This is a genomic window from Bacillus sp. B19-2 (genome assembly GCF_022832475.1).
In the GTDB taxonomy this organism is placed as follows: domain Bacteria; phylum Bacillota; class Bacilli; order Bacillales; family Bacillaceae; genus Bacillus; species Bacillus paralicheniformis.
In genome coordinates this window covers 21,103-45,143 of sequence record NZ_JALHKQ010000004.1, presented here as the reverse complement: position 1 = coordinate 45,143, position 24,041 = coordinate 21,103, and the positions used below count along the sequence as shown (strand labels likewise).

Sequence of the window (24,041 nt, the reverse complement as noted above, 5' to 3'; positions counted from 1 at the left end):
GAGGAGGACTGAAAATGGGGAAATTGCATGGTTTCAACCTTTGTATCTATTCATCTTATTGACTATGTCAGAAAAAATGGTAAGATATATGAAGACCCTTATTGATAATGATAATCATTAACGATGGCGGAGGGGTTTGCTTTGTTGTGCAAGGAGGCTACTGCAGCATGAAATTACGATACTTATTGCTAATGCTCATCATTCTTTCGTTCAGCTCGATATTCATCGGCGTTAAGGAGCTTTCGCCTCTTGACCTGTTCCGCTTGAACGAGGACGAAATCCAAACGCTTTACATAAGCAGAATCCCGCGCTTGATCAGCATCGTGCTTGCGGGAATGAGCTTGAGCATCTGCGGGCTGATCATGCAGCAGCTGACGCGCAATAAATTTGTTTCACCGACGACAGCTGGAACGATGGATTGGGCGAGGCTCGGCGTGATCATTGCGATCGTGCTTTTTTCGTCTGCAGGAATTGTGGTAAAAATACTGTTTGCCTTTGTTTTTGCACTGTTTGGCAGCTTTTTGTTCGTCAAAATTTTGGACAGAATCAAGTTCAAAGATGCGATCTTCATCCCTCTCGTCGGTATGATGCTCGGAAGTGTTGTCAGCGCCATCTCTACTTTCATGGCTTATCAGTACAATATCATTCAAAACGTCAATGCATGGTTTGAAGGGAATTTTTCGCTTGTCATGAAGGGGAGGTATGAGCTCTTATTTCTGAGTATACCGCTCGTTATCATTGCCTATCTGTTTGCCAATAAATTTACGTTGGCCGGGATGGGGGAGTCTTTTTCTATCAATCTTGGATTGAATTATAAGCGGGTGGTCAATATCGGGCTGATCATCGTATCTATTATTTCGTCCGTCGTCATCCTGACGGTCGGCACGCTTCCCTTTTTGGGATTGATCATCCCGAACATCGTGTCCATCTACAGGGGAGATCATTTGAAAAACAGCCTGCCTCACACGGCGGTTCTCGGAGCCGTTTTCGTCTTGTTTTGCGATATAGCGGGACGTCTCGTCATTTACCCGTACGAAATTTCGGTTGGTTTGATGGTCGGCATCATCGGGAGCGGCGTTTTTCTTTACTTGCTTTTAAGGAGAAAAGCCTATGCGTCATAAACAGAAAATGCTTATACTCATCGTGATAGCTGCAGTCTGCATCGGCTTGTTTCTGTTCTACGGTTTGCCGTCTGTATGGGAATATGCGCTTCCGCGGAGGTTTGCCAAAGTTTTTGCGATCATCGTTGTCGGGACAGCGATTGCGTATTCGTCGATGATTTTCCAAACGATCACAAACAACAGAATTTTGACGCCGAGCATCCTCGGACTCGATTCTCTCTATGTTCTGCTGCAAACCGGGATTATTTACTTTTTCGGTGCAGCCAAAATTGCCGATCTCGGTAAAAACGGCAATTTTTTATTGTCAACCGGTTTGATGGTCTGTTTTTCATTTGTGCTGTTTTTTCTGATGTTTCGCCGCGGGGGAAGGCACATCTTCTTGCTGCTGCTAGTGGGAATCGTATGCGGCACATTGTTCAGAAGCCTGTCATCCTTTATGCAGATGCTGATCGATCCGAACGAGTTCCAAGTTGTTCAAAACAAGATGTTTGCCAGCTTCAACAATTTGAACACGGATATTTTAATGATTGCTTCGCTGGTCATTCTGGCGATTCTCGTTTACGCTTGGCGGTATAATCCGTACTTTGATGTCATCTCGCTCGGCAGGGATCAAGCCGTCAACCTCGGAATCGATTACGACCGGACGGTGAAGAAAATGCTGATTGTCGTCGCCGTTCTCGTCTCCGTGTCTACTGCACTTGTGGGGCCGATCACATTTTTGGGGCTGCTCGTCGTCAATGTGGCGCGGGAGGTATTTAAAACGTATAAGCACAGCGTCCTGATTCCCGGAGCGGTTTTGTTCAGCATCATTGCGCTTGTCGGGGGCCAGTTCATTGTTGAAAAACTGTTTGGTTTAACGGTGACGCTTGTTGTGATCATTGATTTTATCGGCGGGATTTATTTTATTTACCTGTTGCTGAAGGAGCGTAAATGATGATAGAAGTACGAGATATCATGAAACAATTCGGAGAGCAGACCGTTGTTCATCCCACGACTTTAACGATACAAAAAGGAATGATCACGTCCTTCATCGGACCGAACGGAGCGGGGAAAAGCACGCTTTTGTCCATCATCAGCAGGCTGATCGGCATGGACGCCGGAAATGTACTGATTGACGGCAAGGAAATCAGCGCTTACAAAAGCAATGATTTAGCCAAAAAAATCAGCATTTTAAAGCAGTCCAACCAGATCAACATCAGGCTGACTGTCAGGGAGCTCGTCAGCTTCGGCAGGTTTCCTTATTCACAGGGAAGGCTCTCGAAAGAGGACTGGGCATATGTCGACGAAGCGATTGATTATATGAAGCTGAGAGAGATTGAGCATAAACACCTCGATCAGTTGAGCGGCGGCCAGTGCCAGCGCGCTTTTATCGCAATGGTTATCGCTCAGGATACCGACTATATATTGCTTGATGAACCATTGAATAATCTCGATATGAAACATTCAGTAGAGATTATGAAGCTCTTGAAAGACCTTGTCGAAAATCGCGGTAAAACGATCGTCATTGTCATTCATGACATTAATTTTGCCTCGGTTTATTCAGACAGAATCGCAGCCCTGAAAAACGGGCGCATTGTAAAAGAAGGGCCGGCCGAAGACATTATCCAAACGCCGGTGCTGAAAGACATCTATGAGATGGACATTCCGATCCAACAAATCGGAGACCAAAAAATCTGTGTATATTTTAAATGATGAGGTGACTTGAATTGAAAAAACTATCTTTATTGATTATGGCATTGATAACCGTTCTTGTCGTAGCCGCCTGCGGAAACAAAGCTGCTGATACAGATGCAAAATCTTCCTCTAAAAAAGAAACCGTCACAATTAAACATAACAGCGATACAACAGATGTACCGAAAAATCCGAAAAAAGTCGTTGTCTTCAACTTCGGAATGCTTGACACGCTTGACGAGCTTGGCTTGAGCGACCGCGTTGTCGGCCTTCCGAAACAAACCCTTCCGTCTTACTTGAAACAATATAAAGACAGTAAATATGAAAGCGTCGGCGGACTAAAAGAGCCTGATTTTGAAAAAATTGCAGAGCTTGATCCCGATTTGATCATCATCGAAGGCAGACAGTCTGAACAGTATGACGAGTTTAAAAAGATCGCACCGACGATCGACATCCAGCTTGACCAGAAGAACTACATGGAAAGCTTTAAAGAGAACACCGAAAAGATCGGGAAAATCTTTGATAAAGAAGATGCCGTCAAAGAAGCTCTTGCGAAAATCGATGATAAAGTAGAGAAAGCCAACAAGATTGCGAAAGAAAAAGGCGGCAAAGGATTGGTCGTCCTAACGAGCGATAAACAAATCAGCGCATATGGAAGCGGCTCAAGATTCGGTTTGATCCACGATGTGCTCGGCGTTGAACCTGCCGACAAAAACATCGAGGCTTCCCTTCACGGTCAAAGCGTCTCTTCCGAATATATTTCTGAAAAGAACCCTGATTACCTGTTTGTCATCGACCGAAGCGCTGCCATCGGCGAAAAAGGAACAGCAAAAGAAGTTATTGAAAATGAAATTGTAAAATCAACAAAAGCTTATAAAAACAGCCATATCACATATCTTGATCCAGGCTACTGGTACCTGTCAGGCGGAGGCCTTGAGTCCGTATCTGAAATGGTGACAGAAGTCGAAAATGGATTAAAATAAAAGAGCGAGGCTGCCGATGTATATCCGGCAGCCTTTTTGTCTGTTCAAGGAGAAGAAGCCGATCGATATTCAAATCATATGAAAGGAGACGCAGCCGCAAGGGACCAAGACTCAGTTAGATATCAAACCATCAAAAAACACGCCAGTTCGATTGAACTGGCGTGTCATGATTAGCGCGCCGGCTGGCCTTGTTTGTCGGCCTGCGGCTTCTTTTTCAATGTGAACGAAAGGATAAATCCGATCAGCGCCAAGACAGCGGCCACGATAAAGGCGGAATTCATGCCGTGAATGAGCGCATTTAACGGGTTAGATGCGGCAGCGTTTTTGGCTGAATTGCTCATGACGGAAATCAAAACGGCCGTGCCGATTGAACCGCCGATCTGGCGCATCGTATTGTTCATCGCTGTTCCGTGCGGGATGAGATGCATCGGAAGTGCATTGATGCCAGCGGTTGTGAGAGGCATCATAATCATGGAAGTTCCCATCATCCGCAGCGTATAAATAACGATAATAAATGTCAGCGAAGTATCCATTTGCAGATCCGCAAACGGGATCGACGTCAGCAGCAAGACGGCAAACCCGATAATCGCAAGACCTTTTCCACCGATCTTGTCAAAAATCCGGCCGATGATCGGCGACATGATGCCCATTGCTATCGCGCCCGGCAGAAGCATCAGACCGGAATCGAAAGCTGTCACGTCTCTGACGTTTTGCGTATACAGCGGCAAAATGGTTTCAGTACCGATCATTAATGCAAAAACGATCATGCCGAGGAGCGTTGTTATCGTAAAGGTCCACGATTGGAAAACGCGAAACTCGAGTATCGGCCTTTTGATTCTTAATTGTCTAGAGATAAAGAAGAACAGAGCGACCGCACCGACTGCAAAGGAAATTAAAACGGTATTGCTTCCCCAGCCTTCTGATCCGGCGTTGCTGAAGCCGTACAATAAACCGCCGAAACCCAGGCTGGACAGGATAATAGATAAGATGTCGACTGATGTTTCTCTCAATTTCGTGACGTTTTTCATCAGCAAGATGACAAGCACAAGATCGATCAGTGCAATTGGCAGAATAATATAAAATAAGTATCTCCATGTAAAGCTGTCGACGATCCAGCCTGACAATGTCGGTCCGATGGCCGGTGCAAATGCGATGACCAAACCGACCATACCCATTGCAGCCCCGCGTTTTTCAACCGGGAAAATCGTTAAAAAGATCGTCTGCATGAGCGGCATCATAATTCCCGCACCCGCGGCCTGGATGATTCGCGCCGCAAGGAGCACCGGGAAGTTAGGCGCAACCGCGCCGACGACCGTTCCCGCCACAAAGATGCTCATTGCAGCGATGACGAGCGCGCGGCTTGAAAATTTTTCGATCAAAAAGGCGGTAATCGGAATGAGAATCCCGTTTGTCAGCATGAACGCCGTTGTCAGCCATTGAGCTTTTGTAGCGTCTATGTTCAAGTCTGCCATAATATGCGGCAGTGCCGTAACCAGGAGCGTTTGGTTCAAGATTGCGATAAACGCCCCTGCAATGAGCAAACCTACGATGATATTTCTGTTGTATGTCTGTTGTTCGGTTTCTGTATTCATATCAATCCCTCTTATTCTTTGATACTAATTGTTTGTATTTGTGAAACATCGCATTGGAGTGCCTCGATTTTTCCAAGGTAATCAAGGAGAGCCTTAATTAAATACGTGCGCGGCTCTTTGCCGAAAAGCTCCTCGCTCAGCAAATCTGCGGCAGACAGCAGTTCTGTCACGGAAAAGTCGTCTTGTGGCAGTGAGGAAATCTTGTTTTTCAGTTTTTGCAAAAGGTCTTCAAGCAAGTCCTCTTTTTTGGGCGGTGCCCAGCATGATGAGACATTCGTATAGGAGGCAATAATGTCTTCATTTAATGAACTTTTCTGATCTTCGTTTAGCTTTTTCTCTATGAAGAGATCCAGAACCGACATAATGAATGGCGGAATCGTTGTAACGTCAGGCTGAGCTTTTCCAGTGCCGACTAAAAACAGGAATTCTCTCATCAAACCGTGGAAAATGATGACGATATCCCATATAAACGGCTCCACCTCTTCGCCGTACGCTTGAATGATAGAGTCTTTATGCCAGCTGATGATCAGCGATTTTGTTTCTTTCAGATGCTTTTTAAATACCGCGGTATCCGGAGATGATCCCTCATTGGAGAGGAAATTGATAAATTGGCGGTTTTCCCTGAATTCCGTAATCTCCAAAGCGATTTTTTTAGCGAGTCTTTCTTTTGGCGTCAGCGAGGTTTCCGTATTGATGATGGCGCTTTTGTTCAGCATTTCATGCTTTCTGAATTTGATCAATGCCAGCAGAAGATCTTCTTTAGATTGAAACAGTTTATAAATAGATGCTTTTGACATTTTGCATTCTTCAGCGATCGCTTGCATTGCAACGTTATGATAGCCTTTTTGGGCAAACAGCTTTTTGGCGGCCCTTAAGACTGCTGCTCTTTTTTCGTTCATTCCGGCTCCTTCTTTCGCAATGATAAAACTCATGGGTTACGAAAAAACCCATGAGTTTTCATAAATGAAATATTAACAGACAGAACTGTTTCGGTCAACGATTTTGTTTTGGGTCACGATGAAGGCTGAACCAATCAGCAGCTTCGCCGTATAAAAGCACGCCGTCCGTCATATGACTGAAGGTGCCGCGGCTGATGATGTCTTCACCGATCTTTTTCACCAGCGACAGTGCGGCTCTGAACGGGGCGGATCCGCAGCTGATTCTTTCGATTCCGAGTTCGGAAAGAGTCTGTAAAGAGGGAGTGTGTGATCAGGCCAGCACGCCTGAGCGGCCCGGATATACCTTTTCTCAGCCCGGCAATGGTGCCTGTATCACCCGCTCCGGGGATAAAAATGCAGTCCGCGCCTGCTTGTCTGTACCGATTTGCCCGCCGGACGGCTGTTTGAAGCCGGGAGTGGCTGCATTGAGCCAGTACACATCCGTACGGGCATTGATCAAGTTCAGTTTTTTGACAGCCGCAATTTTTTCTTCCATTAATGTTGCATCACAAAGCGGCCGGCAGGGGTCTTTCGTTCCGTCTTCAATATTAATACCGACAACGCCCGCCGTTGCGGCCTTTTTCACGTTTTCAGCAACTGTTTCCGGTGATTGGCCGTAACCCGCTTCAAGATCTGCGCTGACGGGAATATCGACGGCATCCGTGATGGTTTTCAGTACGGAAAGCAATGTTTCAAAGGGGAGATGTTCGCCGTCGGGATAGCCGAGGGACATGGCAATTCCGGCGCTGGTTGCGCCGACTGCTTTAAAACCGCAGTTTTGAAACGCTTTGGCGCAGGCCGCATCCCAGGCATTCGGCAGAACGAATGGGCCTGACTGATAATGGAGGTCCAGAAATTTATATTTTGCAAATGGTTTCATGTGTTCCACTCCTTTTTACATCGTGTAAAGGTAAAGACCTTCGATGCTCATCGAAATGTAGAATGGAACGCATGAAAAAAGGCTATCGATCAACGATAGCCTCAGCGTGTTGACAAACCCTCGCATTCGTTGTCAGGCCTGCGCGTCGGTGCTCACGAATTCCAACATTCGCTGCGCTCCGATGCTCGGCCTTCCTAGACTGCAAGGGTTTTCAATCACGCTGAAAGGATGACAAAATCCCAAAACGAAGAGCCGTTTTGGGATTTTGTCAACAATCTAAGGCTATCGATCAGCGATAGCCTTAAGTATCTATTCGAGTTTAAATCCTTGTTTGTCAAGCATTTCACGGATGTGAGGATAATACACTTTATTGTAATAAGCGGATATGCCCTGAGACCAGTTTCTTGTTTCCTGTCCGTTTGTCCGTTTTGTCATATATTCGGATATTTCTTCATCGTACGCGTCGATCAGCGGTTTTAAGTCAGGTTGATAGGTTTCGCTGTGCCTTACCGCTTGTTCAGGGAGACGCGGCTTTTTCGCGGAGCGGTCCGCCGGATGGCCGACGACGAGTCCTGCGACAGGGAAGACGTATTCAGGAATATTGAGCAGTTCGATCAGCTCTTCTGCACGGCCGCGGACAGCGCCGATCGGCACAGTGCCAAGCCCCATCGATTCAGCGGCCGCTGTGGCCGTGCCGAGGGCGATGCCTGCATCGACAGCTCCGACAAGCACAGATTCCATTCCGTCTGTGATCGCAAGCGTTTCGCCGTTTTTCTCAAGAGCGATTTTCGCACGGTTGAAGTCCGCGCAGAACAAAAGGAATACGGGGGCCTGCTCGATCCAGACCTGTCCGCCGGCCAATTCGGCGATTTTCTTTTTCCGTTCCTCATCCTGAACCGTAATCACGGTGACCTGCTGGCCGTTGATTGAAGTCGGAGCGGCTTGAACGGCTTGAATGATCTTGTCCAGCTGTTCAGGGTTCACGGGCTCATCTGTATAGCTGCGAATCGATCTATGGTCTGTCAATGTTTTCAATATTTCATTCATGTAAACATCATCCTTTCTTTAATCAAGTGTCTGCGTTTTAACCACATTTAGAGGTTCTGATAAAAGGTCGCCCGCGGCTTGAACAAAAGCTTGAAAATGCTCTGTCTGATTATGGGCGTCAATTGCGTTTTGATCTTTCCATTGCTCAAGCATGACAAATGTATTGGCATGTTCGGTATCTTCAAACAGCTGGTATTGGGCATTGCCGGCTTCAGCTCTTGAATGTTTAAGCAGCGGTTGTACGCTTTCGAGAAAGGCGTCGCGTTTTTCTGGTTTTACTTTCATATAGGCTTGCAATACGATCATCGGTTCAAACCTCCGTCATGTCATTTAGAATTCCTTTGCGTATTCGTTGTATACACAGTGAATTTATTGTTCGAAAATCATCGAACAATTGCATCGTAACATGTCTTTGCATTGCCGGCAACTCATTTGCCTCCTTGACGAATTGTCTTGAAGTTAGGATTATGATACATTTAACCCATGAAAACAAATGAAATGAAGTTAATATCCGTTCTCCAGGCCTTGAGTGATCCATACAGGCTTGAGATTGTCAAAGCGCTGGCTGACACAGCCGAGAAAACGTGCGGTACATGCACAAATCTCAATATCGCAAAGTCTACGCTGTCCCACCATTTCAAGGTGCTGAGAGAAGCGGGGCTGCTCAAAGTCCGCATCGAAGGGAAGCATCATTATTATTCCCTCTGCAAACGGGAATTGGAGGAGCAGTTTCCGGGACTGATCGAGGCGATTCTCCAGGTAGAAAAGGAACGGTGGTAAACGGGCAGACGTCGGCTTTCTAAAGCCAAGCAGATACCGGCAGGAGCGAACCTGCCGGTATTTTTTAAAGCTTCTCATCACCGCATACCGCTTCATAAAGCTTGGCAGTCCCTTTGTCGATCTGATCGGCAGCGATTTTGGCAAATCCAAGCACGAGCGATACCGTTCCTTCATGTTTTGTCTGCTCTTTCTTTAACGTAAACCGGTTCATGCCGTAAACCTCGACCCGTCTTTCCTTTGCTCTTGATAAAACCTCTTCTTCACTTCTATCTGTTTCAAAATCGGCTACAAAGTGAAGGCCTGCGCTTTCGCCTTTAATTTTGACCCGGCCGTTAAAGGTTTTGACAAGGCTTCCGATCAGCCTTGTCCGCTTTTCTTCGTAAATCTGGTTCATTTTCTTGATGTGCTTTTGGTATTCCCCCGATTCGATCAATTCCTGCAGGGCGAGCTGCGTTAAAACGCTGCTCGATTGAATCGAGAAATGGTGCCTTTTTCTGTATCGCTTCAGCAGCTTTTGCGGCAGTACCATATAGCTGATTCTCAGGCCCGGAAGAAGCGATTTTGAAAACGTGCCGATATAGATGACTTTTTCAGAGCGGTCAAGGCTTTGCAGGGCGGGGATTGTATCGCTCCCGTATTTAAATTCGCTGTCATAATCGTCTTCCACAATGTAGCGGTTTTCCCCGTCGGAAACCCAGTTTAAAAGCTGAATCCTCCTCGATACCGGCATAATGATCCCTGTTGGAAACTGGTGTGAAGGCGTGACAAATAAAACGTCCGGATTCAGACGGTGAATCTCGCTGATCCGCATTCCTTTATGGTCGAGCTGAATCGTGGCCACTTCTTTCCCTTCATTTTTCAGCAGTCGATAAATGCGGCTGTATCCCGGCTCCTCCATCGCATAGACGGCTGAGGCGGGGAGAAGATCTTGAAGCGTGTGAATTAAGGACTGCGTGCCTGCGCTGATCACGATTTGTTCGGGGTGACACTTGACGCCTCTCGTTAAAGCGATAAAGCGTGCGATCGTTTGGCGCACTTCGTAGATACCTTGCGGATGCGTCATTTCTCCGAGTTCGTTTATATGAGAGGAAACCGCTTTCTGTTCACAGCGAAGCCATGTTTTAAACGGAAAATGCGTCGTATCGACGCTCATATGGGAAAACGATATCCAGCCGTCTTTGCATTCCGGCTTTTCAACCAGTTTTTTTTCCAATTGAAGGGGGCCGGGATGGCGGCTGGCGTGGAACGTTTCGATCTGCTCTACAAAAAAGCCTTTTCTTTCACGTGAATAAAGATAACCTTCTGCCAGAAGCTGCTGGTAGGCGGCGTTGACCGAATTGATGCTGACGTTCAATGCTTCGGCGAGCTCGCGCTTGGAAGGGAGTTTTTTTCCCGGTAAAAGATTGCGGCTGAAAATTTCTTCTTTAATTCGCTGATAGATTTGGTGATAAATATAATCCGCATCCTTGGAGCGGTCAATCGGTATCGTAATCATAGCGCCTCCCTCTGGTACCATCGAAAATTAATGATTGGTACTTTTCATCATACCAAAAAATATTCAGAATTATAAGAAATAAGAGTGGGGGAGAGATTTTTTATGAGTCTGGACACAAAAGCATTCACAACGGAAGATTGGCAAGCCAAACGGGATCAATTCGTGGCAAGGGGTGTCTCCAACGGAAACCGTCATCTGGCCGCTAAAGGGGAAGGTGCCGTTTTATACGATATTGACGGGTGCCGTTTTATCGATTTTGCCGGGGCGATCGGTACATTAAATGTCGGGCATTCACATCCGAAAGTTGTAGAAGCTGTCAAGCAGCAGGCCGAACAGCTCATTCATCCGGGTTTTAACGTGATGATGTATCAGGCCTATATCGAATTGGCGGAAAAGCTATGCCGGCTTGCGCCGGGCGCCCATGAGAAAAAAGCGATTTTCCTGAACTCGGGGGCGGAAGCTGTCGAAAACGCCGTGAAAATATCCAGAAAATATACGAAGCGTCAAGCCGTCGTTTCTTTTACCCGCGGATTCCACGGGCGCACAAACATGACGATGAGCATGACGAGCAAGGTGAAACCATACAAATTCGGATTCGGTCCTTTTGCACCTGAAGTATATCAGGCGCCGTTTCCTTACTACTATAGAAAGCCTGAAGGGATGACTGATGAAAGCTACGATGACATGGTGATTCAGGCGTTTGACGATTTCTTCGTCTCGTCTGTTGCTCCGGAGACGGTTGCGTGCGTTGTTATGGAGCCTGTACAGGGAGAAGGAGGATTTATTATTCCTTCAAAACGGTTTGTGCAGCATGTCGCAGCCTTCTGTCAAAAACACGGTATCGTTTTTGTCGCCGATGAGATCCAAACAGGCTTTGCCAGAACGGGCAAATATTTTGCGATTGAGCATTTTGATGTCGTTCCTGATCTTGTGACGGTGTCAAAATCGCTGGCTGCCGGCGTTCCGCTCAGCGGTGTCATAGGCCGGGCGGAAATGCTTGATGCGGCGGACCCGGGGGAACTCGGGGGCACATATGCCGGAAGTCCGCTTGGATGCGCAGCCGCTTTGGCAGTGCTCGATATTATCGAATCAGAACAGCTCAACAAGCGCTCTGAAGAAATCGGTAAAGCCATCGAAGAGCGGGCGCTTGAATGGAAGATGAAATATCCGCAGATTGGGGAAGTCCGCAGACTTGGCGCGATGGCGGCGCTTGAAATTGTCCGGGACGAAAAGACGCGGGAGCCGGACAAAGCAGCTGCAGCCAAGATTGCTAAGTACGCCAATGAACACGGCCTGCTCTTGTTGACGGCAGGAATCAATGGCAACATTATCCGTTTTCTGTCTCCGCTCGTCATTACTGATCAATTGCTTGAGGAAGGACTCGGCATCATCGAAGAAGCGCTGGAACAGCTCTAGTTTGACATCTTCTAAAAGAAGGGGCGGATTTTGATGGGTAAACAGCAAATGAAAAAAACGATGTCGCAGACGGATGTGCTATTTTTAGCGATCGGGGCGATGCTCGGCTGGGGCTGGGTCGTCCTTTCCGGCGACTGGATTTCGACAGCCGGCTTTATGGGCAGCACCGTCGCGTTTATCATCGGCGGCATTCTCGTCATCTTAATCGGGTTAACGTACGCGGAGCTGTCTTCTGCCATCCCTGAAACGGGAGGCGGCTTGATATTCGTCTACCGGGCGTTCGGCCGAAAAACGGCTTTTGTCGCGGCTTGGGGTGTGCTTTTCGGCTATGTTTCGGTAATTACATTTGAGGCGGTCGCATTGCCGACCGTCATTGATTACGTCCTGCCTGTCGAACATCAGGGGTTTCTCTGGTCGCTTAGCGGCTGGGACGTGTATGTCACTTGGGTGTTGATCGGTTCAGGGGGTGCGGTCGTCCTGACCGCGCTCAATTACTTCGGCGTCAAGCCGGCCGCGATTTTTCAGTCGGTTTTTACAATCGCGATTATCGCCACGGGCTTTCTCCTTTTGGGCGGCGCCTTGGTAAACGGTAATGTTGAACATATGCAGCCCCTTTTTAAAGACGGATTTTCCGGGATGATGTCCGTCCTCGTCATGATTCCGTTTCTGTTTGTCGGATTTGACGTCATCCCTCAGGTTGCGGCTGAAATTAATGCCCCGAAAAAAATCATCGGCAAAATTTTGATTATTTCGATCGTCAGTGCGGTCTTGTTTTATTTGCTGATTGTATTCGGGGTGACGATGGGGCTGTCAGAAAGCGAGCTTGCAACGACTTCTTTGGCGACCGCGGATGCCATGGTCAATCTGCTCGGGAACCAGCTGTTCGGCACGGTGCTTGTCCTCGGCGGAGTCGCCGGCATCATTACGAGCTGGAATGCATTTATCATCGGCGCGAGCCGCATTCTGTTTGCCATGTCGGAAAAAGGCATGGTGCCGAAATGGTTCGGTTTCATCCATCCGAAGTATAAAACACCGACGAACGCGATTTTGTTTCTGGGAGCGCTGGCGTTTTTTGCGCCGCTGCTCGGGCGCCCTGCCCTTGTTTGGATCGTCAATGCAGGGGGAACAGGTATTATAGTCGGATATTTGATCGTGTCGATTGCATTCATGAAGCTGAGAAAGACAGAGCCGGATTTAAACAGACCGTATAAAATCAATAAGTGGAAAACGACTGGTATATCTGCTATTCTCTTAAGTGTTATCTTTCTCGCCTTTTATTTGCCAGGCATGCCGGCCGCGCTCACATGGCCGTATGAATGGCTGATCTTGGCGGGATGGACATTGATCGGTTTTCTTTTATTCAACAGCAGTTCAAAACGTAAAGGGGAGGAGATTCAACATGACCAGCATGCTAGAAGTATATAATCCTGCGACTGGAGAAAAAATCAAATCGGTTCCCCAGCAATCCGCAAAAGAAGTCGAAGAGGCAGTCGTACGCTCGCATGAAGCATTTCAAAAATGGTCGAAAACATCGGCTACAGAACGAGCGGGCTTGCTGAAAAAATGGTTCGATTTGATTGTGGAGCAGAAGGACGAGCTGGCAAAATTGATTACGCTTGAAAACGGCAAGCCTTATGCTGAGGCACAAGGCGAAGTCATATATAGCGCCGGCTATATCGAATGGTATGCGGAGGAAGCGAAACGCATCTATGGAAGAACGGTTCCCGCATCTGTGACGAACAAGCGCATCATCGTCACGCGCCAGGGGGTCGGTCCTGTAGCGGCGATTACCCCGTGGAACTTTCCGGCGGCGATGATCACGAGAAAAGCGGCGCCGGCTTTGGCGGCGGGCTGTACCTTTATCATCAAGCCGGCGCCTGACACGCCTTTAACGGCGCTTGAGCTCGTCCGCCTCGGCCATGAAGCGGGCATTCCGAAAGACGTCCTTCAGTGTGTGATCGGCGACGGTCAAGAGATCGGTTCTATTTTTACAAGTCATCCGCTGATCCGCAAAATTACGTTCACCGGATCTACGCCTGTCGGCAAACATTTAATGAAAAACAGCGCCGAGACGGTGAAGCATGTGTCAATGGAGCTCGGCGGCCATGCCCCGCTGATCGTTGATGAAGATGCCAACATCGACCTCGCCGTTAAACAGACGATGCTGTCGAAATACAGGAATGCCGGACAAACGTGCGTCTGTGCAAACCGTCTGATCGTTCATGAATCGGTTAAGGATGAATTTGCAGAAAAACTCCGCGCCGAAGTTACCAAGCTGAAAGTCGGGAACGGACTTGTAGAAGGTGTATCAATCGGACCGGTCATCAATAAAAACGGTTTCCAAAAAATCGTCGACCAAATCAATGACGCGGTGAATAAAGGGGCAAAAGTTCTCATCGGCGCCGAATACGAAAGCGATGATGAGAAATCATGCTACTTTGTCCACCCGACAGTGCTGACAGATGTTGATCCTTCAATGACGATCATGCATGAGGAAACATTCGGTCCCGTTGCGCCGATTACGACTTTTAAAACGCTGGACGAAGCAGTCAAGCTCGCCAATGATACGCCTTACGGTTTAGCGGCATACTTCTTTACGGAAAACTACCGCCGCGGCATCTATTTGTCCGAAAACCTTGATTATGGCATACTCGGCTGGAATGACGGCGGACCGTCAACCGTTCAGGCGCCTTTCGGCGGCATGAAGGAAAGCGGCATCGGACGCGAAGGCGGACAGGAAGGCATCGAGCCGTATTTGGAAACGAAATATTTGTCCATCGGTTTGGATGAATCATAAGTCAACATGAAAACCCGCCCGCATACCACGGGCGGGTTTTTTTACGCTTTCACCTGTTCAGCGTTTATTTTATCCTTTTTGGGCTGATAGGAAATATAAAAAATGCCTAGAAGAAGCAGTGCGATCCCGGCCCAGGAAACAAGAGGCAGCGATTCTCTGACAAGCACGGTTCCCAAAAGCGACGCTGTGAGCGGTTCAGCCAGCGACAGGGTCACCGCCGTTGAGGCGGGCACTTTTGCCAATCCTGTCGTAAATAACAGGTACGCGGCCCCTGTTGCAATGACGCCGATATAGAGGCTGACAGCCATTCCCTGAACCGATAAAATCCAGCTCAGATCGTACAGAAACAATAACGGGGCAAGCAATACAGCGCTTAAAAAGAACACGGTGCCTGTGACAGCCTCCGGCTTCTGCTTTTGCAGGAGCTTTTTGCTTGTCAGCGTGTAGACGGCAAAGGAAAGACCGGCGCCTAGTGCGAGCAGTATGCCGAGAAAGCTCCCTCCCGCTGATGCGGACGGAATGAATAAAAAAGATACGCCTGCTATCGCTGCAGCTGTTGCGATCCACCATTTCGCCTGCGGCACCTTTTTGAACACGAGCCATTCGAGGCAGCCGGCGATAATCGGAGCGCTGCCGATAGCGACGACCGTTCCGACGGCGATCCCTGACAGGCTGACGGCTGAAAAAAAGAAAGGCTGATAAAATGCCATGCTCAATGCTGCGATGATCAGCGTTTTAACGGGCCAGCCGCTTCGTTTTAATTGACCGCGCAAAGCCGCAAACAAGAGCAGGGTGATGCCGCCGACCGCCATTCTGACAGCGCCGAACACAAGAGGCGCAGCCTCTTCAGGCGCGAATGCCTGAGTTGTTCCCGTCGTTCCCCATAAAATGGCCGCAAGCAAGACAAACAGAATCGATACTTTCATACTCCGATCTCTCCCCACTCAATCATTCAGAACTTTTTCTATTGTAAGATAAATTGGCTGATTTTTGAATCGCTGCTTCGGAACTTTCCCCGCAAAGAGGAAATATTCAACGCTGGCCGAATACATATAATGGCCTAAAACAATTAAAGTCGGAGGAAGCGGATGAAAAAGCGAACAGTTTTATTTTTCTTGGTGACCTGGCTCGCCGGATGTGCGAGCGCTCAAGAAGCTGAGGAACAAACCAAAAGGGTGAACAGCGAACAGGAAGCGATTGAGGACGGTATTCGTTACGAGAACATCACAAAAGACGATATTATAGACAAAATCGATTTAAACGGCGAACAAGTCGTCGTCTTTCGATTCGGCGATTCGGAGGGAGAGGGAATTTGCCTCGCTCACATCAAACGGGAAAACGGCAAATATCAATGGTACCGCGACTTGAATTATGCAATTGTAAAATCGGATCACCCGGAAACGGAGAATGCGGAAGCTTCTTCACCGTTCACAACGCCAAAGGGAAGAAAGTACACGTTATATACAGGGGATGCCGCTCGCCTGAATGGAACATTTGAGACTGATGACGGGCTTTATTTAGAGCCGGTGGTCGATCATAAAACGGGTATGTATTATCAGATCGTGCGGGATTCGGACTGAAATGGGCACAAAAAGGCAGTCGGGATATTCCCGACTGCCTTTCATTTTTACGATTTCTTTTTGCGCACTGTCAAGAGCAGCGCAGCACCCCCAAGAAGCACGGCGAGGATCGACAGGATCAGGGAAGCGGTTTGAATCCCTTGTCCTGCTTGACCGTCTTCATTTTCTGCGGCAGTGTTTTCTTTCGTTGAAGCGCCGTGTGCGTCAACCGTTTCGTGACCAAGCTTTGCAGCGTCGACAATGCTTGTGATCGCATGCGGGGTATCGGCGTTTTCATCGCCGGTCCACTCGACAATCGTGCCGTCTTTATAATATTGGTAAGCGTTCCAGGCGGCCTTTTGTTCTTTGTCAGGGTTTTTGGCGGTGAAGGTAAACTGCTGGAATTCACCAGGCTGAATGCCGCCGTTTTCGGCTTCCCACGTCACCCTTGTCACTTTTTCGTTTTTGCCGGTTTCAGTGCTCGTTTTCCAGCCCGGCACCGGTTCATACTGCTGAAATTCAACACCGTCCGGCATGCTGAGAACGACCTTGGTTGTGGCGTTGTCTTTTTCAACCGGTACTTTGACGGTGTATGTTTCCCATGAGCCTGCTGCTGATTCAGCCGGTTTTACCGTGACATGTGCGCTGACTGGAACAGAGAAAAGCAAAAATGATGCTAGGATTGCACCCAGCCATAATGTTTTTTTAAACATAATCAAAACTCCTTTTTATTAATTTTCGCATTGAAAACCGTTCTGATTTCCTCAAATGACGCCGTTAATCCGTGAACGCGGATCTTCCAGATGCCGTCTTCGCTTAAATTTAAATTTTTCGTTTGGAAAACGCCGTCTTTATTTTTGCTGAGGCTGAACGTGCTCTCCTTGTCATCCCCGAAAAGCCCGGTTTTCTCAACGGTTAATTCGATTTTTTGAATATCTTTGACGACGTCTCCTTTTCTGTTTCTGACTGTGACTTCAAACGCATTTGAGCCCGGCATGTTCGGGCTGATTCGGAGCGACAGCGTGTTTCCTTCCGGCAGCTGCTTCGTCTCACTGAAAGGCTGCGGCAGCGGCGCGGGCGGACTTGGAAGATTGGTGAAAACCGCCGTGGTCAGCAGAATGAGAAGCCCGACTGCCCACTCAGCTTTCAGCGAACGGCCGCCCTGCTGTTTCGGCGCTTTTCTAAAACGGAAATAGTGAAATGCTCCGAGTCCGATCATGAGAAGAACGAGCGCCGATTTTACAAGGAGCGCTTTCCCGTAAGCCGTCCCGAACAGGTTATCCAGTGTATGAACAATGAAAAAGCTGTTGAAAAGGCCCGAGAATATGAGAAGCCCTGCTGAAACGAGCGCCCATGGCGAGAAGCGCCGAATGGTTTCCCATATCAAACTTTTGTCAGGCTTCAGCCAGTCTTTTCCGAAAAACAGCACAAACATCGCGAGTCCGCCCGTCCAAATGGAAGCGGCATTCAGATGGATGAAGTTCATCGCGATCGTCATATAGCCGGCGCTCGTCGAAGCGGCATGGCCGTCGAGCGATTTGACGAACAAAAACCCAGCAAAAAGGAACAGACTCAAGATCGCGCTCTTCAGACCTTTTCTGTTCGAACAAAATACAAGCACGGCGATGATGGCGATGTTGATCAGCCACAGCATTCCGCCCGTCGTATTCAGAAGCGTTTCTTGCAAAAGCGAAGGCTGGAAAGCCCCGCTCCAGGAAACGCCCGCGTTTGCTTTTGTTTGCAGGGGCAGCTGAATGATGATGGCGGCCCCTGTCAATATGAGCGACGCATTCTTGATCCGCTTCAGCCGGCGCCGTTTGTCACCCGGCCAGCCGTTTTCAGGGCGGTGCCATACGAGCTGAAAGAGAGCGGCCCCCATGAACAGGGAGAAACCGGTATACAAAAGGACGCGTTCCATTACGGTATCGGCTGCCGGCAGGCCTGATGCTTGATTTTGCTGATCTTTCGGCAGCCCGCCTTGAATGTTTCCGATGCTGAAAGGGATCGTGCCTGATACGGGATGCCCATCTGCGGATACGGCTCTCCATTCGGCCGAGTAGATATCATCCTTTAACTTTGGTTTCAGCTTGACGGTCATAATCTTGGCGTTTTGCGGGTCGATTTCCGTTTTGCCGGCATCGACGCGCTCACCTGACGAATTTCTGACCGTTATCGAATGAAACCCGTTCTGAATCGCTTCATTGAATTCAATCTTGATTTCTGCAGGCGCTTTTTTCAGCTCCTGATTTTCAGCTGGAGTTGATTTTACGATATATGCGTGAGCAAAAGCGGCTTTTGGCAGCAAAATGATACAAAGAACAGCAAGAACTGTCCAGAGTGTTGCTCTCTTCATCACATTCATCCAATCTCTTAACAAAATTTCACGTCTTCAGGCTGCAGCAACTGTTCTTCATCGTTTTTTGGACGAGAAGCGCGGCATCGTCAAACGATAACAGCTGTCCGCCAAAGCCTTTTTTAAATTTCCGCGCATCTGCTTCAGAAGCGAAAGGGATCGCCTGCGGCTCGCAGCAGTTCAAATGAAGGTCCGTATCCAGCAAAAAGACGGCGGCTTTGGCGCTGATCGTCGTATCCAGCAAAAAATCCCTGCAGATGATCTGTGACACGTCATCTTTTACTTTCTCATAGCGGAGCATTGCGCAATGGGCACAGCAAAATTGTTCAATCTGGCTGTCGTTTTTTACAATTTGCACGGAAAGCCTCGAGCCTGTCCCTTTTCCGCAAACGACGCAAAGCTGCCCAAGTTGCTGCTTCGGCTTGTTTAGCGTAATTCCGCCGGCCGTCTTGATGATCTGTCCGTTTTCAACAAGCGGTTTAATGTCGCGGTAAACGGTCATTTCAGAGACGTTCAGCCTTTTCGAAATGTCCGAAATGCGCAGAGATTCTTCTTCTTTGACCCACGCCAATATCTGCTGTCTTCTTTTAATCGGTAGCATTCTCCTCCTCCATTCCTTATGTTCTTTACATATAAGCCTAGTAGATTGCAGAAAAAGAAACAAGCGGAACCTGATAAAAAATGTGATAAAATGTTGAACTTTAACATCGGCAGCAAAAGCCGTTAAAGCGTCATCAATGAGTACTGGTCAAACCGTCCTGTTTCTAAAATTTTTTGTCAGGAAATGTAACAGGTTTGAACGCTTTAGCGATGCAATGTGAAATAATAATCCAGAGCAAAGCTGCAGAGGGGAGGGGAGAAAATGGGGAAACAAAGGCTGGTTTTAATAGGAAACGGCATGGCCGGAGTTCGCACGGCGGAAGAAATTTTACAACACGGCGGGAGCCGGTTTGAGATCGTCATCATCGGCAGCGAACCACACCTCAGCTATAATCGGATTCTGCTGTCTTCTGTGCTTCAGGGGGAAACGGATTGGAACGATGTGATGACAAAAAGCCGGAGCTGGTATGAAGATAACGGGATTACACTTTATACAGGGGAAACGGCTTTCGCAATCGATACGGAGAAACAGACGGTGGCGACAGATCAAAACCGAGAAATCGCTTATGACAAACTGATCATTGCGACGGGCTCTTCCCCGTTTATCCTCCCGGTTCATGGTGCGGACAAAGAAGGGGTATATGGTTTTAGAACAATAGACGATTGCCGGGCATTGATAAAGGCATCAAAGCGGTTTGAAAAAGCGGCCGTCATCGGCGCGGGAATTTTGGGCCTTGAGGCGGCGCGAGGATTGGCAAACCTCGGGATGAAGGTTGATGTGATTCACCACTCTTCCTGCATCATGCAGAACCAGCTTGATCCGCCGGCATCTGCCATGCTCCAGAAAGAGCTGGAGCGTCAAGGGATCCATTTTCTTTTGGATAAAGATACAGAGGCGATTTTAGGAAGATCCCGCGCCGAGGGTGTGCGGTTTAAAGACGGGACGGAGATCAGCGCCGATCTCATCGTCATGGCTGCCGGTGTCAGACCGAATATCGAACTGGCCAAGGCGAGCGGTATTGCAACAAACCGGGCGATTATCGTCAGCGACTATATGGAGACAAATATTCCAAATGTCTACGCCGTCGGTGAATGTGCGGAGCATAACGGAACGGTCTATGGTCTAGTCAAGCCATTGTATGAACAGGGGAAAGTGCTGGCCAGACATATTTGCGGGCTCGAATGTGCCGGTTATCAGGGCTCCGTTCCGTCCGCAGCTCTAAAAATTTCCGGCATCGACGTCTTTTCGGCAGGGAAAATCACAGAGGACGACTCGACAACGGCTATTAAACTTTTAGACGAAGCGTCAGGAGTCTATAAAAAAGCCGTCTTTCAAGGGGATAAAATGGCCGGCGTGATTTTATACGGAGACACCTGCGGCAGCCAACGGCTGTTGGAAAGCATCATCAAACAAAGGGATATTACCGTTGTCAAAAAAGAGTTGTTTCAATCGGAAGAAGACAGTGCAGTCACTTCTATGGCGCTTAGTGAAACGATCTGCCAATGCAATGCGGTTTCAAAAGGCGCGATCATGGAAGCTATACAGACGCACGGTTTAAAGACGGCTGAGGAGGTCAAAGGCTGTACAAATGCTTCCGGATCATGCGGCGGCTGCAGGCCGTTGCTTGAAGAACTGCTGCTCCATACCGCTGAACAGGATGATTACGTATCTGCGGCGGAACAGCCGATGTGCGCCTGCACTTCATTCACGGAAGATGAAGTCGTGAACGAAATACAGATAAGAAATCTTTCTTCCGTTCACGAAGTCATCTCGGCGCTCGGCTGGAAAAACAGCAGCGGCTGCCGGATTTGCGTACCCGCGATTCGCTACTATTTAAAAATGATCCGTCCGGACATTATCTATGAGGAGCACGAAGAGGAGACGGATACAATCATTCCGCAAATGTACGGAGGCCGAACGAATGCCGAAGAGCTGAAGCACATTGCCGGAGTGATTGAAAAATATCAAATTCAAGAGGTGTACATGACACACCATCAGAGATTAAAGCTTGCTGGTATTAAGCCGGAGTATATAGAACGCGTGAAAGAAGAACTCGGCATGCCGTATTGCCCGCCGCCGCACCAGCGGATCGCCGCGGTTAAAACGTGCACGTGCGGATCACCGCAGATTCAAACATTGGCAGCAGACTTGGAAAAAGCGGCAGAATCCCTCCTCATTCCGGCCAAGGTCTCGATCGGGGTGTCGGGCTGTTTGGACGATTGCGTGTACGCTTCAGTTCATGACATCGGACTTCTCAAAGTAAACGGGGGCTGGGAGATTTATGCGGGCGGCCAAGGAGGACAGCATGCTTCTCCGGGAGAGCTGCTTTCAGTAGCCGACGCGGCGGAGGAAGCGGGGGAATTCATGAAAGGCCTGCTTCAATATTACCGCGAAACAGCAAATTATCTCGAGAAGGTCGGGCATTGGATTGAACGCGCCGGCATCATTCATATCCGGGAAGTTTTATTTGACAACGGGCTTCGCGGCCAGCTGATCGAACGGCTTGAAAAAGAGAAGCGGCTGGCTCAGCAAGAAACGATAAAAGGGCTGATGTGAATTGACAGAACGATTGCTAAAGTACTTTCGCACAAAGCAAAAAGAAGTGCAATCCGAAAAAACGTATGACACCCAATGTCCATTTTGCAGCATGCAGTGCAAAATGCAGCTCATTGAACAGACGATTGTGACAAGAAAAAAATACACGGCGGTCGGAAAAGACAATCCGACGACAAAAGGACGGCTGTGCATGAAAGGGATGAACGCCCACCAGCACGCGTTTCATTCAGAGAGGATCACCCATCCGCTGATCAAAAAAAACGGCGAATTCGTCCGTGTGACATGGGAAGAAGCGCTTCAGTACATCAAAGAGCAAGTAACAGCGATCCAGCATGAAGATGGCCGTGATGCTTTGAGCGTATATGGCAGCGCGTCTATTACAAATGAAGAAGCGTATTTGCTCGGGAAGTTCGCCCGCGTCGCCTTGAAGACGAAGCATATTGACTACAACGGCAGGCTTTGCATGTCGGCGGCCGCCACAGCTGCAAATCAAACCTTTGGAATGGACCGGGGGCTGACAAATGCCCTTTCCGAGATCCCCCATGCCAGGGTCATCATCCTCGCAGGTACGAATATCGCAGAGTGCCAGCCGACGATCATGCCGTATTTTGAAGAAGCAAAGAAAAACGGGGCCTACATCATTGTCATCGATCCCCGCGAAACGGCAACGGCCAAGATCGCCGATCTGCATTTGAAAATCAAGCCTGGGACAGACGCCGCGCTCGCAAACGGTATGCTGAAAGTCATCATTGAAGAACAGCTGACAGACGGAGCTTTTCTCAGAGAGAGAGCTGAAGGTTTTGAAGAGGTCAAGCGCCATGTGGCGTCTTTATCACTTGAAGACATTGCAGCCAAAACCGGGATACAAATCGAGCAGATCAAAAAAGCTGCAGTAAAATTCGCCCGCGAGGAGACGGGAATGCTATTCACGGCAAGAGGGGTTGAACAGCAAACGGACGGAACGGCTGCTGTCAGAAATTTACTGAATATTCTAATATCTACTGGGAAAATCGGCAAATTTGCTTGCGGCTACGGCGCCGTCACCGGACAAGGGAACGGGCAGGGGGCGCGGGAGCACGGGCAGAAAGCAGATCAGCTGCCCGGGTACCGGTCGATTGAAAACGAAGCCGACCGCGCCTATATTGCGGATGTTTGGGGTATAAAAGCTGAAGACCTTCCGGGAAAAGGTGTATCCGCTTATGAAATGATGGAGAAAGTTCATAAAGGCGAAATTACAGGGATGTTTTTAATGTGTTCAAACCCTGTTGTATCCAGTCCGAACGCCAGCTTTGTCAAATCCGCTTTAGGAACATTAAAGTTTTTTGCTGCCATTGATTTGTTTCTTTCTGAAACGGCAAGACTCGCGGACGTCATTCTCCCCGCATCATCCTATCTCGAGGACGAAGGAACGATGACCAATCTGGAAGGCAGAGTGACATTAAGGGAAGCCTCAAAACCGTGCCCCGGTGAAGCGAGGCATGACTGGCAAATTATTTGCGATATCGCCGCAGCTCTTGGAAAAGGCCGTTATTTTTCATATCGATCGGCAGAGGATGTTTTTAATGAATTAAGAAAAGCGAGCCGCGGCGGAATTGCCGACTATTCGGGCATCACTTATGAACGTCTGAGAAAGGAAGGCGGCATTTTATGGCCTTGTTCCGAACAGGGGCACCCCGGGACACAGCGCCTGTTTGAATCATCCTTTGCCCACCCGGACAAAAAAGCGAAAATGTGCGTCGTCCCGAACGAACCAAAGATCAAAAAAGATGAACCGACTGAAGAGTATCCCCTTTATCTGACGACCGGAAGGGTGATGTCTCACTATTTAACCGGCGTACAGACGAGAAGGAGCGCTGCACTCAAGGCCAGACACTTTGAATCATTTATGGAAATCCATCCGAAAACGGCGGAAAAGTACAACATTGGCGACAGGATGCTGGTCAGGGTGGAGTCAAAAAGAGGCAGCATCATTGTCAGGAGCAAATTATCGGAAGCCATCAGGCCGGATACTGTTTTTGTGCCGATGCATTGGGCAGATTCGCAAAATGTGAATGATTTGATAGCGGAAACGCTCGATCCATCTTGCAGAATGCCGGGATTTAAGGTTTGCTCCGTGAAAATTCGTCCGCAGGTTGACAATTTTGTGAATGAATTGTCATAAAAAGTCATAAAAAGTTTACAAAATTAACTATAATTTGTGATAGTTTTAAAGATGTAAACAGAATACTTGTTTAGAGCGTATAGTGAATTGT

20 protein-coding genes and 1 pseudogene are annotated in these 24,041 nt (G+C 48.4%); 11 read left to right on the top strand and 10 right to left on the bottom strand.

Translation table 11 applies throughout. The features are described 5' to 3' along the window. Window positions 1-167 precede the first annotated feature (167 nt). Genes MST20_RS16320 through MST20_RS16305 form a run of 4 tightly spaced genes read left to right on the top strand, consistent with a single transcriptional unit; the run spans window position 168 to window position 3,775 of the window. Complete coding sequence (locus tag MST20_RS16320; RefSeq protein ID WP_020450170.1) at window positions 168-1,121, top strand: ABC transporter permease; 954 nt, start codon at window positions 168-170, stop codon at window positions 1,119-1,121. Beyond that, window positions 1,111-2,055, top strand: coding sequence for an iron chelate uptake ABC transporter family permease subunit (locus MST20_RS16315; RefSeq protein WP_243943505.1), 945 nt, complete (start codon window positions 1,111-1,113; stop codon window positions 2,053-2,055). Before MST20_RS16320 ends, MST20_RS16315 begins: the two co-directional genes overlap by 11 nt. After that, window positions 2,055-2,813 (top strand): iron ABC transporter ATP-binding protein, encoded by a 759-nt coding sequence (locus MST20_RS16310; RefSeq protein ID WP_243943503.1) that lies wholly within the window; start codon window positions 2,055-2,057, stop codon window positions 2,811-2,813. Before MST20_RS16315 ends, MST20_RS16310 begins: the two co-directional genes overlap by 1 nt. Before the next feature lie 14 nt (window positions 2,814-2,827). Continuing rightward, window positions 2,828-3,775 carry a siderophore ABC transporter substrate-binding protein gene (locus MST20_RS16305; protein WP_243943501.1) on the top strand — a complete coding sequence of 316 codons (948 nt, stop codon included), beginning with the start codon at window positions 2,828-2,830 and terminating at the stop codon, window positions 3,773-3,775. Window positions 3,776-3,945: 170 nt separating this feature from the next. On the opposite strand, the gene MST20_RS16300 is transcribed toward MST20_RS16305, so the two are convergent. The 5 genes and pseudogenes from MST20_RS16300 to MST20_RS16280 all read right to left on the bottom strand — a co-directional run bounded on the left by MST20_RS16300 (window position 3,946) and on the right by MST20_RS16280 (window position 8,538). Then, on the bottom strand, window positions 3,946-5,367 hold the full coding sequence (locus MST20_RS16300; RefSeq protein WP_243943499.1) for an MDR family MFS transporter: 1,422 nt from the start codon (window positions 5,365-5,367) through the stop codon (window positions 3,946-3,948). Window positions 5,368-5,378: 11 nt separating this feature from the next. Beyond that, window positions 5,379-6,266 carry a TetR/AcrR family transcriptional regulator gene (locus tag MST20_RS16295; protein WP_243943498.1) on the bottom strand — a complete coding sequence of 296 codons (888 nt, stop codon included), beginning with the start codon at window positions 6,264-6,266 and terminating at the stop codon, window positions 5,379-5,381. Window positions 6,267-6,360: 94 nt separating this feature from the next. Then, window positions 6,361-7,185: pseudogene (locus tag MST20_RS21280) on the bottom strand (isocitrate lyase/PEP mutase family protein). A 309-nt stretch (window positions 7,186-7,494) separates the two neighbouring features. Next, on the bottom strand, window positions 7,495-8,232 hold the full coding sequence (locus MST20_RS16285; RefSeq protein ID WP_243943496.1) for an NADPH-dependent oxidoreductase: 738 nt from the start codon (window positions 8,230-8,232) through the stop codon (window positions 7,495-7,497). 18 nt (window positions 8,233-8,250) lie between these two features. Further along, entirely contained in the window at window positions 8,251-8,538 is a 288-nt protein-coding gene (locus tag MST20_RS16280) for a putative quinol monooxygenase (RefSeq protein WP_243943494.1), read from the bottom strand. A 177-nt stretch (window positions 8,539-8,715) separates the two neighbouring features. Between MST20_RS16280 and MST20_RS16275 the strand changes: the two genes are divergently transcribed. After that, window positions 8,716-9,012, top strand: coding sequence for an ArsR/SmtB family transcription factor (locus MST20_RS16275; RefSeq protein ID WP_243943492.1), 297 nt, complete (start codon window positions 8,716-8,718; stop codon window positions 9,010-9,012). A 64-nt stretch (window positions 9,013-9,076) separates the two neighbouring features. Here the strand turns inward: MST20_RS16275 and gabR are convergent, their stop codons facing one another. Beyond that, on the bottom strand, window positions 9,077-10,507 hold the full coding sequence (gene gabR, locus MST20_RS16270) for a MocR-like transcriptional regulator GabR (RefSeq protein ID WP_243943490.1): 1,431 nt from the start codon (window positions 10,505-10,507) through the stop codon (window positions 9,077-9,079). Between the two features lie 102 nt (window positions 10,508-10,609). On the opposite strand from gabR, the gene gabT reads away from it, so the two are divergent. Genes gabT through gabD form a run of 3 tightly spaced genes read left to right on the top strand, consistent with a single transcriptional unit; the run spans window position 10,610 to window position 14,720 of the window. Further along, window positions 10,610-11,923 (top strand): 4-aminobutyrate--2-oxoglutarate transaminase, encoded by a 1,314-nt coding sequence (gene gabT / locus MST20_RS16265; protein WP_243943489.1) that lies wholly within the window; start codon window positions 10,610-10,612, stop codon window positions 11,921-11,923. Between the two features lie 33 nt (window positions 11,924-11,956). Continuing rightward, entirely contained in the window at window positions 11,957-13,348 is a 1,392-nt protein-coding gene (locus MST20_RS16260; RefSeq protein ID WP_020450182.1) for an APC family permease, read from the top strand. Continuing rightward, a complete protein-coding gene (gabD, locus tag MST20_RS16255; protein ID WP_243943487.1) occupies window positions 13,323-14,720 on the top strand; it encodes a succinate-semialdehyde dehydrogenase in 1,398 nt (465 codons plus the stop codon). Before MST20_RS16260 ends, gabD begins: the two co-directional genes overlap by 26 nt. Before the next feature lie 41 nt (window positions 14,721-14,761). Here gabD and MST20_RS16250 read toward each other — a convergent pair whose 3' ends face one another. Next, entirely contained in the window at window positions 14,762-15,646 is an 885-nt protein-coding gene (locus tag MST20_RS16250) for an EamA family transporter (protein WP_243943484.1), read from the bottom strand. Window positions 15,647-15,808: 162 nt separating this feature from the next. Here MST20_RS16250 and MST20_RS16245 point away from each other — a divergent pair, with 162 nt between their 5' ends. Beyond that, complete coding sequence (locus MST20_RS16245) at window positions 15,809-16,300, top strand: hypothetical protein (RefSeq protein WP_243943482.1); 492 nt, start codon at window positions 15,809-15,811, stop codon at window positions 16,298-16,300. A gap of 47 nt (window positions 16,301-16,347) precedes the next feature. Here MST20_RS16245 and MST20_RS16240 read toward each other — a convergent pair whose 3' ends face one another. Genes MST20_RS16240 through MST20_RS16230 form a run of 3 tightly spaced genes read right to left on the bottom strand, consistent with a single transcriptional unit; the run spans window position 16,348 to window position 19,233 of the window. Next, complete coding sequence (locus MST20_RS16240) at window positions 16,348-16,992, bottom strand: YcnI family copper-binding membrane protein (RefSeq protein WP_243943480.1); 645 nt, start codon at window positions 16,990-16,992, stop codon at window positions 16,348-16,350. Between the two features lie 2 nt (window positions 16,993-16,994). Further along, complete coding sequence (locus tag MST20_RS16235) at window positions 16,995-18,641, bottom strand: copper resistance protein CopC (protein ID WP_279600126.1); 1,647 nt, start codon at window positions 18,639-18,641, stop codon at window positions 16,995-16,997. 19 nt (window positions 18,642-18,660) lie between these two features. Further along, window positions 18,661-19,233 (bottom strand): DeoR family transcriptional regulator, encoded by a 573-nt coding sequence (locus tag MST20_RS16230; protein WP_243943476.1) that lies wholly within the window; start codon window positions 19,231-19,233, stop codon window positions 18,661-18,663. A 261-nt stretch (window positions 19,234-19,494) separates the two neighbouring features. On the opposite strand from MST20_RS16230, the gene nirB reads away from it, so the two are divergent. Together nirB and nasC are read left to right on the top strand one after the other, a co-directional pair. Then, window positions 19,495-21,789 (top strand): nitrite reductase large subunit NirB, encoded by a 2,295-nt coding sequence (gene nirB, locus MST20_RS16225; protein WP_243943474.1) that lies wholly within the window; start codon window positions 19,495-19,497, stop codon window positions 21,787-21,789. A 1-nt stretch (window position 21,790) separates the two neighbouring features. Then, on the top strand, window positions 21,791-23,950 hold the full coding sequence (nasC, locus tag MST20_RS16220; RefSeq protein ID WP_243943472.1) for an assimilatory nitrate reductase catalytic subunit NasC: 2,160 nt from the start codon (window positions 21,791-21,793) through the stop codon (window positions 23,948-23,950). The last annotated feature ends 91 nt before the right edge of the window (window positions 23,951-24,041 follow it).